Raw genomic sequence first — 13817 nt, forward strand, 5'->3', positions numbered from 1 at the left:
TAAGCTTAAAATAAAAGGCGGAATGTCGACTATGTTGACAAAATACAATTGTCGCGTGGAAGGCGCCCAAAAGTGTAGTCGCTTTGTCAGAAAAATGATACAATAATAGCGAGAGGCTGTAGTGAACATAAAGGGGTGTAAAACATGATCGAACAGCTGTCATGGAAAGTAGGCGGCCAGCAAGGGGAAGGGATTGAAAGTACAGGGGAAATTTTCTCCGCGGCGCTGAACCGCCTCGGGTACTATTTATATGGGTACCGCCATTTTTCTTCCCGCATTAAGGGGGGGCATACGAACAATAAAATCCGCGTCAGCACGAAACCGGTGCGGGCGGTCGCAGATGATTTAGACATTTTGGTGGCATTCGACCAAGAGACGATCGATTTCAACTTTCACGAGCTGCACCGCGGCGGCATCGTCATTGCAGACGCCAAATTCAATCCAGTAATTCCCGAACAAGAAGGGGTGTCGCTTTACGTCGTTCCGTTCACTGAGATTGCGACGGAACTTGGCAACTCGCTGATGAAAAACATGGTTGCCATCGGCGCGACGAGTGCGGTGCTCGGCTTAGATGCCAGCGTTTTCGAAAGCGTTGTCGCGGACACGTTCGCCCGCAAAGGGACGCAAGTCGTTGAGAAAAACATGGAGGCCATCCGTGCTGGGGCGCAGTATATGAAAAAGCAGCTTGACGGTCGCGCCGAGCCTATGAAGCTCGCAAAAGCCGATGGCAAACAGCGGATGTTTATGATCGGCAACGATGCCATCGCCTTGGGAGCTCTTGCTGGTGGGGCGCGCTTTATGGCCGCGTATCCGATTACTCCGGCTTCCGAGATCATGGAATATTTAATTAAGAAACTGCCTGAGTTCGGGGGAGCAGTCATTCAAACGGAAGACGAAATCGCTGCTTGCACGATGGCGATTGGCGCCAACTATGCCGGTGCACGGGCGTTTACAGCCTCTGCCGGGCCGGGGCTATCGCTCATGGCTGAAGCGATCGGCTTAGCTGGAATGACGGAAACACCGCTCGTTGTCGTCGATACGCAGCGGGGCGGTCCGAGTACCGGCTTGCCGACGAAGCAAGAACAATCAGACTTGCTTGCCATGATTTACGGTACGCACGGGGAAATTCCAAAAATCGTTATGGCACCGAGCACAGTTGAGGAAGCGTTTTACGACATGGCGGAGGCGTTAAACTTAGCCGAGGAATATCAATGTCCGGTCATTTTCTTGTCGGATTTGCAGCTGTCGCTCGGCAAACAGACGGTCGAACCGCTTGACTATGATCGGATCGACATTCGCCGCGGCAAGCTCGTGACCGGGGAGTTACCGCCGCTTGCCGGCAAGGAAAACTTTAAACGGTATGAGCTGACACCAGATGGCATTTCGCCGCGGGTGCTTCCGGGGACGAAACACGGCATCCATCACGTCACTGGGGTTGAGCATGCAGAAACCGGCCGCCCGTCCGAAACAGCGGCAAACCGCCAGGCGCAAATGGAGAAGCGGATGCGCAAACTCGAGCACGTCCATTTCCCGACGCCGGTGCATAAGTACATCCGTCACGAAGAGCCAGATTTGCTTCTCGTCGGCTTTTTATCAACACGTGGAGCGATTGAGGAAGCGATTGAGCGCCTCGAGCAAGACGGTGTCAAAGTTAACCACGCGCACATCCGTCTGTTGCACCCGTTCCCGGTTGACGAGATGCGGCCGCTTGTCGAAAAAGCGAAACGGGTTGTTGTTATCGAGCAAAATGCGACCGGGCAATTGGCGAGCCTGTTGAAAATGAACGTCGGTCATGCCGATAAAATGGCAAGCGTCTTGAAATTTGACGGCAATCCATTCTTACCAGGCGATGTTTACAACAAATGTAAGGAGTTGTTAGCACAATGGCCACCTTTAAAGATTTCCGCAATGATGTGAAGCCAAACTGGTGTCCGGGCTGCGGCGATTTTTCTGTTCAAGCCGCCATCCAGCGCGCAGCAGCCAACCTTGGGTTGGAGCCGCACCAGCTGGCTGTCATTTCCGGAATCGGCTGCTCAGGTCGGATTTCCGGCTATATTCATGCCTACGGGTTTCACGGCACGCACGGCCGCGCTTTGCCGCTTGCCCAGGGAGTGAAAATGGCGAATCGTGACTTGACGGTTATTGCCGCCGGTGGTGACGGTGACGGATTTGCAATCGGCATGGGGCACACGGTTCACGCCATTCGCCGCAACATTGACATTACGTACATCGTCATGGACAACCAAATTTACGGGCTGACGAAAGGGCAAACATCGCCGCGCAGCGCCGCCGGATTTAAAACAAAAAGCACGCCGCAAGGATCGATTGAACCGGCGCTGTCGCCGCTTGAAATTGCCTTGAGCGCGGGGGCGACGTTTGTCGCACAAAGCTTCTCGAGCGACTTAAAAGAGCTAACCAGCTTGATTGAAGAAGGAGTCAAACATAAAGGCTTTTCGCTCATCAACGTCTTTAGCCCGTGCGTCACATACAATAAAGTGAACACGTACGAATGGTTTAAAGAGCATTTAGTGAAAGTGAGCGACATCGAAGGGTACGATCCGTCTAATCGGGAGATGGCGATGCAAACGGTGATGAAATATAACGGTCTTGTTACCGGGCTCATCTATCAAAATAAAGAACAAAAGTCGTACCAAGAGCTTGTTCCGGGCTATAGCGCAACGCCGCTTTCGGAAGCTGATTTGAAACTAAGCAAAGAAAAATTCGCCGAGTTAGTAGCGGAGTTTATGTAAAAATGGAAATGATTCACACCCGATGTGGACTTGCCTCATCGGGTGTTTTTTTGCTATCATAACATGTTCCGGACATCCGGAACAAAAACCATTGTGTTTCATTGTCACCCGCGATATACTATGATAGTGTGTGTGATGGAAGAATTTTGCCGGAAAAAGGTTGACGGCAACGAAAACAACAGCTACCTAACTGTATGTAATCGAAAGTTGGACCAAGAAAGAAAGGAGATTGTTATGAACGAAAAGCAACGTTTAGAACAAACAGGTCAAATTCAAACAGCTAGCCATCCAGCGGACAGAAAATCCGACTTGGAGCGGCTCAAAGCAAAAACGACGAAAGACTATGAGAAGTATTTCACGAGCGTCTTTCTTCCGCCGAACTTAAAAGAGGCGAAAAAACGTGGCAAGGAAGAAGTACAATATGTGAAAGACTTTACGATTCCGGATGAATTCCGCGGCATGGGGCGTGGGCGGAAGTTTTACATCCGCACGTACGGCTGTCAAATGAACGAGCATGATACGGAAGTGATGGCCGGCATTTTCATGGCGCTCGGTTATGAACCGACCGACCGTCCGGAAGATGCAAATGTCATTTTGCTTAACACGTGTGCGATCCGCGAAAACGCGGAAAACAAAGTGTTTGGCGAACTCGGCTACTTAAAGCCGTTGAAAACGACGAACCCTGATTTACTACTTGGCGTGTGCGGCTGTATGTCGCAAGAAGAAGCGGTTGTCAATAAAATTTTAAAACAATACCAGTATGTTGACTTGATTTTCGGCACGCACAACATCCATCGCCTCCCGTACATTTTGCATGAGGCGTACATGTCGAAAGAGATGGTTGTCGAAGTATGGTCGAAAGAGGGCGATGTCGTCGAAAACTTGCCGAAAGTGCGCAAAGGCAACATTAAAGCATGGGTCAACATTATGTATGGCTGCGATAAGTTTTGTACGTACTGCATCGTTCCGTACACGCGCGGCAAAGAGCGGAGCCGTCGTCCGGAAGACATCATTCAAGAAGTGCGCCAGCTCGCCGCCCAAGGCTATAAGGAAATTACGCTTCTTGGGCAAAACGTCAACGCCTACGGGAAAGATTTCAACGATATTCAATACGGTCTTGGCGATTTGATGGATGAGCTGCGCAAAATTGATATCGCGCGCATCCGCTTTACGACAAGCCATCCGCGTGACTTTGACGACCGACTCATCGAAGTGCTTGCCAAACGAGGCAATTTAGTCGAACATATTCATTTGCCGGTGCAATCGGGCAGCACGGAAATTTTGAAAATGATGGGTCGGAAATATACACGTGAAGAGTATTTGGAACTCGTCCGCAAAATTAAAGCGGCCATTCCGGATGTCGCTTTGACGACCGACATTATCGTCGGCTTCCCGAACGAAACGGATGAGCAGTTTGAAGAAACGTTGTCGCTTTACCGTGAAGTCGAGTTTGATTCGGCGTATACGTTCATTTACTCGCCACGTGAAGGCACCCCAGCGGCGAAAATGAATGATAACGTGCCGATGGAAGTGAAAAAAGAACGGCTTCAGCGCTTGAACGCCCTCGTTCAAGAGATTGCAGCGAAGAAAATGAAACAATACGAGGGCCAAGTCGTCGAGGTGCTCGTTGAAGGCGAAAGCAAAACGAACCCGGATGTGTTAGCAGGGTATACGCGTAAAAACAAGCTTGTCCATTTCGTCGGCCCGAAATCGCTCATTGGTCAATTGGTCAATGTGCGCATTACGCAGGCGAAAACGTGGACATTGACAGGCGAGTTAGCGAATGAAGCGATCGAGGTGAACTAAGATGGCAAAATATACGCGGGATGAGATTTTGACGCAGGCAAAGCAGTTGGCGAAAATGATTGCCGAAACAGAGGAAGTTGACTTTTTCAAGCGAGCCGAAGAAAAAATCCATCAAAACGAAAAAGTACGCACGTTAATTAATGAGTTAAAATCGCTGCAAAAACAAGCAGTCAACTTCCAACATTACGGCAAACATGAAGCGCTAAAGCGGGTCGAGGAGAAAATTGACGCCATTTACGAGCAGTTGGAGCAAATTCCGATCGTCAGTGAATTCCAGCAGTCGCAGGCCGATGTGAACGATTTGCTTCAGCTTGTCGCTTCGACGATTTCCAATACAGTGACCGATGAAATTCTTGCGTCGACTGGCGGCGATGTGCTGCGCGGAGAAACGGGTGCGGCGCTTCGCTACGGCAAGCAGGGTGGTTGCCATTAACGCGTTTATGGCGTCTGTTTGTCATGAACGAACAAAAAAGCGTCCTTTCGGGCGCTTTTTTCATTTGTCATAAGCAACGGGGCTGCATTGAGAGGAGGAGCGGAGCTTTTTTAAGAAAGCGCCGTACAGCGGCGCACTAGACGACGGGCTCTTTTTCTTTTTTGATTGGCAGGTGGTCTGAACCTCGTCCGATCAGTGCGAATGTTTGGCGGTGAAAAAGCAGGAACATTGAACGGAACGCGTGCATACAATGAACTATACGGAATAATGATTCATTTGTTGTGCACATTAGCGGAGATCACGCATAGGATGAAATGAAGATTCATTTGAGGAGGGTTCCGTTCGATGTCTGAATACAGAGAAATTATTACGAAAGCCGTTGTCGGTAAAGGCCGCAAATTTACGCAATCGACCCACACGGTGACGGCGCCGAACCGCCCGTCAAGCATTCTTGGCTGCTGGATCATCAACCACCGCTATGAAGCGAAAAAATGCGATAAAACGGTCGAAATTCACGGCCACTACGACATTAACGTGTGGTATTCATACCACAATAATACAAAAACAGAAGTTGTCACTGAAACCGTCTCATACACTGATGTTGTCAAGTTAAAATATCGGGATAAAGACAATTTAATTAGCGATGATACCGATATTATCGTTCGCGTCATTCAGCAGCCGAACTGCCTAGAATGCACTATCTCGCCGAACGGCAACAAAATCGTCGTCGATGTCGAGCGGGAGTTTATCGCCGAAGTGATCGGTGAAACAAAAGTGTGTGTCGCCATCAATCCGGAAGGGTGCGGCAACAAAGACGATGATTTTTATGACGACGACGATCTTGACGAAGAATTAGAAGATTTAAGCCCGGATTTGTTGCTCGGCGAAGAAGAGTAAAACTAGGAAATTTCTTTCCTAGTTTTTTCTTTTGTCGCTTGTTATAATAGTAGCGCAATCAACGGCCGACTGGCCAAAAAGGTTGGGGAGAAATGATGCCATCGTATACACCGATGATTCAGCAATATTTGCACATTAAAGCGCAATATCCAGATGCATTTTTGTTTTTTCGTCTTGGTGACTTTTACGAAATGTTTTTTGATGACGCCATAAAGGCGGCGCAAGAATTAGAAATTACACTGACAAGCCGCGATGGAGGCGGCGATGAACGGGTGCCGATGTGCGGGGTTCCGTACCATTCGGCGCAAGGCTATATTGAACAACTTGTGGAAAAAGGCTATAAAGTTGCTATTTGCGAACAAGTCGAAGATCCGAAAACGGCAAAGGGCGTCGTGCGCCGCGAAGTCGTTCAGTTGGTTACCCCTGGCACGCTCATGGAGGGCAAAGGGCTCACCGAGAAAGAAAACCATTATTTAGCGACACTGACGCCGTTTGCTGACAGTACATACGGATTGGCTTACGCTGATTTGTCGACTGGCGAAGTTCGGTTGACACTCCTTTCTTCATGGGAGGAGACAGGAAACGAACTGCATGCTATCGGGGCGCGAGAAATCGTCATCAGCTCCGACAGCGCGGAAGAGTGGGTGCGTGAGCTGAAAGAACGGTACGGAGCGGCGATCTCGTATGAAGATGAAACATGGCTGCGGGATGAATGGAGCAGCGTGGCTGGTCACGTGACGCAAGAAAAGCTGCGGGTGACTGTCGCCCGCTTGCTTCATTATCTCGTCCGCACGCAAAAACGGCAGCTTGATCATTTACAGCCGGCCGAGCTGTATCAGGTCGATCAGTATATGAAAATGGATCGGCATTCGAAGCTGCACTTAGAGTTAGTTGAAACGGTGCGGTCAAAAGGAAGAAAAGGGTCGCTTTTATGGCTGTTAGACGAAACAGTGACGGCGATGGGCGGTCGGCTCTTAAAACAATGGCTTGACCGTCCGCTCATTGACCAGCGTGCAATCGAACGACGCCTCGATTTCGTGGAGACGTTGAAAACTTCTTATTTTGAACGGCACGAGCTGCGTGATCGGTTGCGCGACGTCTACGACATCGAGCGGCTCGTTGGCCGCATCGCCTACGGCAATGCCAACGCCCGCGATCTCGTGCAGCTGAAAAAATCGCTTTCCCAAGTGCCATCTCTTCGGCAGACGGTGAGCGGCTTGCCGCTTACCGAAGTGGACGAGCTGGTTGGGCGCCTTGATCCGTGCGAAGAGCTTGTCGATTTGCTCGAGCGTGCCATTCAAGAACAGCCGCCGCTTTCCATTAAGGAAGGAAACATCATTAAAGACGGGTATGACGAGCGGCTTGACCGCTATCGTGACGCAAGCCGCAACGGCAAAGCGTGGATCGCCGAACTGGAGGCGAAAGAGCGGGAAGTCACCGGCATTAAATCGCTCAAAGTCGGTTACAATCGTGTATTCGGCTACTATATTGAAGTGACGAAGCCGAACCTTCCCCTCATCCCGGAAGGACGCTATGAACGGAAGCAGACACTCGCCAACGCTGAGCGCTTTATTACTGCGGAATTGAAAGAAAAAGAGGCGCTCATTTTAGAAGCGGAGGAAAAAAGCGTTGAACTCGAATATGAGCTGTTTGTCGCCATTCGCGAGCAGGTGAAGGAATACATTCCGCGCTTACAGACGCTGGCTAAAGCAATCGCTGAGCTCGATGTGCTTCAGGCATTGGCGACGGTGAGCGATGAGCGGCGTTATGTGCGCCCGCAGTTTTCCACCGAGCGCGTCTTAGCGATCGAAGGAGGCCGACACCCGGTCGTGGAAAAAGTGCTCGGTGCGCAAACATACGTGCCGAACGACTGCTACATGAATCGTGAGCGGGAAATGCTGCTCATCACCGGACCAAACATGGCCGGGAAAAGCACGTACATGCGGCAAGTGGCGCTCACCGCCATCATGGCGCAAATTGGTTGCTTCGTCCCGGCTGAGCGGGCGGTGCTGCCGATTTTTGATCAAGTGTTCACTCGTATCGGCGCTGCTGACGATTTGTCAGCCGGGCAAAGCACGTTTATGGTCGAAATGCTTGAGGCGCGCCGAGCCATCACTCACGCGACGCAAAACAGCCTCATTTTGTTCGATGAAATCGGGCGCGGCACATCGACATATGACGGTATGGCACTCGCCCAGGCGATGATCGAATACATTCACGACCATATCGGCGCGAAAACGTTGTTTAGCACACACTATCATGAGCTGACCGCGTTGGAAAGCTCGCTCGAACGGCTATGCAACGTTCATGCCCGTGCTGTCGAGGAAAACGGCAAAGTCGTCTTTTTGCATCAAATCGCCGACGGATCAGCCGACCGCAGTTACGGCATTCATGTTGCTGAGCTGGCCGGGTTGCCTATTTCACTCATTGAGCGCGCCCGGGACATTTTAGCCAAGCTCGAGCAATCGTCTGGAAACGGCTCCCTTGAACAAGGGATTGGAGAGGAAGCTGGGCGAGAGAATGGCTCGTTAATGGAAGCCGCTTCTCAGCAGCAAAGCGAGTTGGAGTTGACCGTGGGCTCGGCTGCTGATCGCGTGGTCGAACAGAGCGTTGAGCGGCAGGCCGAACATAGAGCAAGCGCGGGAAACGAAGCGTCCTTTGAACAGTTGAGCATGTTTCCTGATTTAGCTCCGGCGCCTGTGGAGCCGCACTTGTCCAGCAAAGAGAAAAAGGCGCTCGCAGCATTGAAGGAGGTCAACTTGCTTGAGATGACGCCGCTTGAGGCGTTAAACAAGCTATATGAACTGCAAAAACTCCTTAAGTAACGGAGGTGGGGGGATGGGACGCATTCATAAGCTCGACGATCAGCTAGCAAACAAAATCGCCGCTGGCGAAGTTGTCGAACGGCCGGCTTCGGTGGTAAAAGAGCTCGTCGAGAACGCCATCGATGCCCACAGTACGGCGGTCGAAATTGAACTCGAGGAAGCTGGGATGACGAAAATCCGCGTCATCGACAACGGCGACGGAATGGAAGAAGAGGATTGCCTTCTTGCTTTTGAACGGCATGCGACAAGCAAAATTCAAGACGAGCACGACTTGTTCCGCATTCGCATGCTCGGCTTTCGCGGTGAGGCGTTGCCGAGCATTGCTTCAGTGTCCGAAGTGGAGCTTGTGACAAGCACCGGCAGCGGCCCGGGGACGAAGCTCGTGTTAAAAGGCGGTGCGCTCGTGGCCCGCGAGCGGGCGGCCGGGCGCAAAGGAACCGATATCACGGTATCCAACTTATTTTTCAACACCCCAGCGAGGTTGAAATATATGAAAACGATCCATACCGAGCTCGGTCATGCGGCTGATGTCGTCAACCGGCTGGCGCTCGCTCACCCGGATGTGTCATTCCGGCTTCGCCATCACGGCAAAACGTTGCTTGCGACAAACGGCAGCGGCGATGTCCGGCATGTGCTCGCTGCCATTTACGGTATGGAAACGGCAAAACAAATGATCCCGATTGAGGCGGAATCGCTCGATTTTACTGTCCGTGGCTATATTTCACTGCCGGAAGTGACGCGCGCTTCGCGCAATTATATGTCGCTCATTGTCAACGGGCGCTATGTGCGCAATATACCGCTGATGAAGGCCATTGAAGCCGGCTATCATACGCTCTTGCCGATCGGTCGCTATCCGATTGTATTTCTGGCGATTGAAATGGACCCGGTGCTCGTTGATGTGAACGTTCACCCGGCGAAACTGGAAGTCCGTTTCAGCAAAGAAGCGGAGTTAAACGAGCTCATTACCGCGACAATCCGCCAAGCGTTCCGCCAGCGGACGCTCATTCCATCCGTATCTGCCGACAGCAAAACGGTCAAAGCGAAGGCGGAGCAAGCATCTTGGACGTTTGCCCATCGCGTTCATGAACCGCCCGCCCAGCCCGACGGAAAGGCAGGGGGAACTAACAATGTGACCGCAGCAGCGTCCCTGGCCAGTGAAGGATCGCTTTCCCCGTTGCCTGCAGCCGCCCAGGCTGATGCGCCTGCCGTTTCGGAAGAAGCCGAAGCGTCGGTGTTTTCGGAAAGAAGGACAGGCGCTGTCAACGATTTGCCTGCTGCTGAGTTGAAGCGGGATGCCGAGGTGGAGGAGGAACCGACCGAGGCGTGCCTGCCGGCTGATGAGCAAGCAGAGGAGAAACGAGCAGTCGACCGCCTCCCGCCGCTTTATCCGATTGGGCAGTTGCACGGCACTTATATTTTGGCGGAGAACGAACTCGGACTCTATATGATCGACCAACATGCGGCGCAAGAACGGATCAACTACGAATATTTCCGGGAAAAACTTGGCGAAGTCACCAATGAGGTGCAAGAGCTGCTCGTCCCGCTAACGTTTGAATATCCGGCCGACGAATATGAGCGAATCGCCGCTTGCCGCGACGAGCTCGCCCGTTGCGGCGTGTTTCTTGAACCGTTCGGCCCGCGGGCGTTTCTCGTTCGTTCCCACCCTGTGTGGTTTCCAAAAGGGAAAGAAAAAGAGATCATCGAGGAAATGATCGAACACGTACTGACCGCCAAAACGGTCGATATAAAGCAGCTGCGCGAGCAAGCCGCTATCGTCATGAGCTGTAAGCGCGCCATTAAAGCGAATCAACATTTGCGCACCGACGAAATCTTCGCCTTGCTCGAAACGCTGCGGCAAACGACCGATCCGTTCACTTGCCCGCACGGCCGGCCGATCATCGTCCATTTTTCAACATATGAAATTGAAAAGTTATTTAAACGAGTAATGTAAATGGCGAGGGTGTCTCAACAGCAACGAGCCCCCCTTTCTTCACTTGTATATGGGCGGCGAATGAATTCACCATTCTATTGCTTCACTAAAGGACAGGCTCCTTTTTGAGTCAGTCCTGTTTTTTTTGTAATCATTTTGTAATCTACTTTTATTCTTTCTGTTACAGACGAGTTGTTTTTATTTTACTATAATGGCTCATGTGCGGGAATACATGGCGATTTTTGTAGAGTGATAGCGAAATTTACCTAAGGAAATAGAGAAATGTCAAATTGATGTCATAGGGGGATATAAAATGAAAAAAGCACTTGTATTTACCGGGACATTGATCGGATCATTATTAGCCAGCCATGCGGCCTCAGCAGCAAGCCACACGGTGCAAAAAGGCGATACGCTCTGGGGAATTTCGAAGAAATATAATACGACCGTCGATCGATTAAAACAACAAAACAATTTATCTTCCGATCTCATTTTTCCAGGCCAAGTATTGCAAGTAAATGGACAAAGCGGAAGTGGACAAGTAGCTTCTCATACATACACTGTCCAGCTCGGTGACACATTAAGCGGGATTGCTAAGAAGTTTGGCACAACGGTAGAAGCGTTGGTCAAACTAAACCCAAGCATTACGAATCCGGACTTCATCCGCGACGGCCAAGTGCTCAAAGTAACAGGCGGACAAGAAAGCACCAATACATATACTGTTCGGCCGGCGGCCACGGCTGTGAACGGTCAGTACATCGCCCAAAAAGGGGATACATTATCGGAGATTGCGAACAAGTTTCAAACGACCGTTGACCGCTTGTTGTCGCTCAATCCGCAAATTACGAACCCGAATATGATTCGCGTTGGCCAAGCCATTAAAGTAACGGGTGGAACAACCGCTGTTCGCACCGAGCAACAAGGATCGACCGCCCAACAAACGAAACCGGCCGCTAAACCGGCTGCGTCTGAATCGTCTGCTTCACTTGCCGACAAAATCATCAAAATCGGCGAAAAATATTTAGGGGCGAGATATTTGTACGGAGCAGATCCATCGCGCACCGATGTGTTCGACTGCTCTTCGTTTACAATGCGTGTTTTTAGCGAAGCAGGCATTTCGCTGCCGCGTACATCGTCAGCCCAAGCACAAGCTGGCAAAGCGGTGTCGTTCAACCAATTGCAAAAAGGTGATCTTGTCTTTTTTGACACTGACTCGAACGGCACGATCAACCATGTTGGCATTTACGCTGGCAATGGGCAAATGATTAATGCGACTGTTTCGTTGGGCGTTACGTATTCGTCGCTCACTTCATCGTATTGGAAAACACGGTTTGTAAAGGCGGTTCGCGTGCTTAACTAACGGGATGCTTACGGACATTTTGCCTGTTGCTTAAACATAGCCGAATGCGACAGAAGGCTGCTCGCATAAAGCACATGTGAGGCTTTAGCGGGCAGCTTTTTCTTATGCATCCTGTGCAAAGATTTCGCTTCAGCTACTGATCGACAGAACTGAGGGAATCATAAGGCCTGTCAATCATTTCATCCATCCCATCATAAGAAAAGGTGTCCCGTTGCTTGAGGGACACCTTTGGTCATTATTGGATAGGTTTTTTCGCTTTTCGCGTCACTTCTTGCTGGAATGAACGGATAAGAGATAGAACGATCAAGATCATGATGATCGCAAACGGAAACGCAGCGATGATGGACGCTGTCTGCAGCGATTCAAGGCCACCTACAAAAAGGAGGATGGCCGCGGTCGCTGATTGGATAACGCCCCAGATGAATTTGACCGAGTTTGGCGGGTTTAGGCTGCCGTTGGTCGTCTGCATGCCGAGCACAAACGTTGCCGAGTCCGCCGATGTGACAAAAAACGTACAAATGAGCAAAATAGCGATTCCTGAAAGCAGCGTTGAGAGCGGGAAATGTTCGAATGTAAAGAACAAGGCTGTCTCCATTCCTTTTTCATTCATCACTTCACCAATGCCGGCATGTTGGAACTGTTCCAGATAAAGGGCCGAACCGCCAAAAACGGAAAACCAGAGGGCGCTGAAAATCGTTGGAACCGCCAAGACACCGATCATAAATTCACGGATCGTGCGTCCACGGGAAATGCGAGCGATAAACGTTCCCACAAACGGCGCCCACGCGATCCACCACGCCCAATAAAAAACGGTCCATACTTTCGGCCAATCATTTTGTTCAAACGGATTGAGCCGGAAACTCATCGACGGGAGGTTTTGTAAGTACGTTCCGATCGTCGCTGTGAACACATCCATAATAAAATTCGTTGGGCCGGCAAACAGCATGAAAAACATGAGCAGCAATGCGAGTGCAATATTAAGGTTGCTCAACAATTTTATTCCTTTGTTGAGACCGCTCTGCGCTGAGAGCATAAACAGCACAGTGACGACCGCAATGATGAGCAATTGCGTCGAAAAGCTGTTCGGAACGCCAGGAAACAGCTGATGCAACCCCCCGCCGATTTGAATGGCTCCCAATCCTAATGAAGTGGCGACGCCAAAAACCGTTGCATATACGGCTAATGTATCAACAGCGATGCCGAGGCCACCCTCTGTCCGCGCGCCAAACAGCGGGCGCAGTGTGCGGCTAATGATGCCGGCTTCCTGCTTGCGAAACTGGAAGTAAGCGAGCGCCAAGGCAAGGATGCCGTAGATCGCCCATGGATGTAGCCCCCAATGAAAAAATGAGTAGCGCATCGCCAAACGGGCCGCTTCCGCCGTTGCCCCTTCCCCTGTTGGCGGCGTGTAATAGTGGGACACCGGTTCAGCCACTCCCCAAAACACTAACCCGATTCCCATTCCGGCGCTAAACAGCATAGCAAACCATGTCATATAGCTGTATTCCGGTTCTTCTCCGTCACGGCCGAGACGGATATTCCCATAGCGGGAAAAAATGAGAAACAAACAAAACGCTAAAAACAACGAAGCGCTAAGCAAATAAAACCAGCCGAATTTATCGATCAGAAACGAGTGCACCGCGCTGCTGACCGCCTTTAAATTGTAGCGTGGCAGCAAAGACTCCGGAACGACTCCCCAAATAATAAACACAATGGCAATCACAATCGAGATCCAAAAGATGGCTGTTGTTTTCTTCATTTCTCTCCTCCTTATTCTTATTATGTGCTGATATGATGGGAACCATGTTAGCGGTTTTGGGGG

At 50.7% G+C, this 13817-nt stretch carries 9 protein-coding genes; 8 read left to right on the top strand and 1 reads right to left on the bottom strand.

Annotation, left to right across the window (positions count from 1 at the left end; translation table 11 throughout):
- Positions 1-144: 144 nt before the first annotated feature.
- The 8 genes from DSM465_RS0101930 (at position 145) to DSM465_RS0101965 (ending at position 11998) form a co-directional block, all read left to right on the top strand.
- Complete coding sequence (locus tag DSM465_RS0101930; RefSeq protein WP_008878504.1) at positions 145-1917, top strand: 2-oxoacid:acceptor oxidoreductase subunit alpha; 1773 nt, start codon at positions 145-147, stop codon at positions 1915-1917.
- Positions 1884-2750: a 2-oxoacid:ferredoxin oxidoreductase subunit beta gene (locus DSM465_RS0101935; protein ID WP_008878503.1), complete on the top strand. Its 867-nt coding sequence runs from the start codon at positions 1884-1886 to the stop codon at positions 2748-2750. Before DSM465_RS0101930 ends, DSM465_RS0101935 begins: the two co-directional genes overlap by 34 nt.
- 234 nt (positions 2751-2984) lie before the next feature.
- A complete protein-coding gene (miaB, locus tag DSM465_RS0101940) occupies positions 2985-4556 on the top strand; it encodes a tRNA (N6-isopentenyl adenosine(37)-C2)-methylthiotransferase MiaB (RefSeq protein WP_008878502.1) in 1572 nt (523 codons plus the stop codon).
- Position 4557: 1 nt separating this feature from the next.
- On the top strand, positions 4558-4989 hold the full coding sequence (locus tag DSM465_RS0101945; protein ID WP_008878501.1) for a RicAFT regulatory complex protein RicA family protein: 432 nt from the start codon (positions 4558-4560) through the stop codon (positions 4987-4989).
- Positions 4990-5334: 345 nt separating this feature from the next.
- Complete coding sequence (locus tag DSM465_RS0101950; RefSeq protein WP_008878500.1) at positions 5335-5886, top strand: outer spore coat protein CotE; 552 nt, start codon at positions 5335-5337, stop codon at positions 5884-5886.
- Positions 5887-5981: 95 nt separating this feature from the next.
- The gene (gene mutS / locus DSM465_RS0101955) at positions 5982-8711 is read left to right on the top strand and encodes a DNA mismatch repair protein MutS (protein WP_029760498.1); all 2730 of its coding nucleotides are present in this window, start codon (positions 5982-5984) and stop codon (positions 8709-8711) included.
- Positions 8712-8724: 13 nt separating this feature from the next.
- A complete protein-coding gene (gene mutL / locus DSM465_RS0101960) occupies positions 8725-10662 on the top strand; it encodes a DNA mismatch repair endonuclease MutL (protein WP_029760501.1) in 1938 nt (645 codons plus the stop codon).
- A gap of 292 nt (positions 10663-10954) precedes the next feature.
- Entirely contained in the window at positions 10955-11998 is a 1044-nt protein-coding gene (locus DSM465_RS0101965) for a C40 family peptidase (RefSeq protein ID WP_029760502.1), read from the top strand.
- 235 nt (positions 11999-12233) lie between these two features.
- Here DSM465_RS0101965 and DSM465_RS0101970 read toward each other — a convergent pair whose 3' ends face one another.
- Positions 12234-13754, bottom strand: coding sequence for a glycine betaine uptake BCCT transporter (locus DSM465_RS0101970; RefSeq protein WP_029760503.1), 1521 nt, complete (start codon positions 13752-13754; stop codon positions 12234-12236).
- Positions 13755-13817 lie beyond the last annotated feature (63 nt).

Source organism: Geobacillus thermodenitrificans subsp. thermodenitrificans DSM 465 (assembly GCF_000496575.1).
GTDB classification, from domain to species: domain Bacteria; phylum Bacillota; class Bacilli; order Bacillales; family Anoxybacillaceae; genus Geobacillus; species Geobacillus thermodenitrificans.

What these genes read in the sequence shown, in the direction of transcription:
- DSM465_RS0101930 (WP_008878504.1), top strand. Translation starts at nt 145, where the DNA reads ATGATCGAACAGCTGTCATGGAAAGTAGGCGGCCAGCAAGGGGAAGGG.
- DSM465_RS0101935 (WP_008878503.1), top strand. Translation starts at nt 1,884, where the DNA reads ATGGCCACCTTTAAAGATTTCCGCAATGATGTGAAGCCAAACTGGTGT.
- miaB (WP_008878502.1), top strand. Translation starts at nt 2,985, where the DNA reads ATGAACGAAAAGCAACGTTTAGAACAAACAGGTCAAATTCAAACAGCT.
- DSM465_RS0101945 (WP_008878501.1), top strand. Translation starts at nt 4,558, where the DNA reads ATGGCAAAATATACGCGGGATGAGATTTTGACGCAGGCAAAGCAGTTG.
- DSM465_RS0101950 (WP_008878500.1), top strand. Translation starts at nt 5,335, where the DNA reads ATGTCTGAATACAGAGAAATTATTACGAAAGCCGTTGTCGGTAAAGGC.
- mutS (WP_029760498.1), top strand. Translation starts at nt 5,982, where the DNA reads ATGCCATCGTATACACCGATGATTCAGCAATATTTGCACATTAAAGCG.
- mutL (WP_029760501.1), top strand. Translation starts at nt 8,725, where the DNA reads ATGGGACGCATTCATAAGCTCGACGATCAGCTAGCAAACAAAATCGCC.
- DSM465_RS0101965 (WP_029760502.1), top strand. Translation starts at nt 10,955, where the DNA reads ATGAAAAAAGCACTTGTATTTACCGGGACATTGATCGGATCATTATTA.
- DSM465_RS0101970 (WP_029760503.1), bottom strand. Translation starts at nt 13,754, where the DNA reads ATGAAGAAAACAACAGCCATCTTTTGGATCTCGATTGTGATTGCCATT.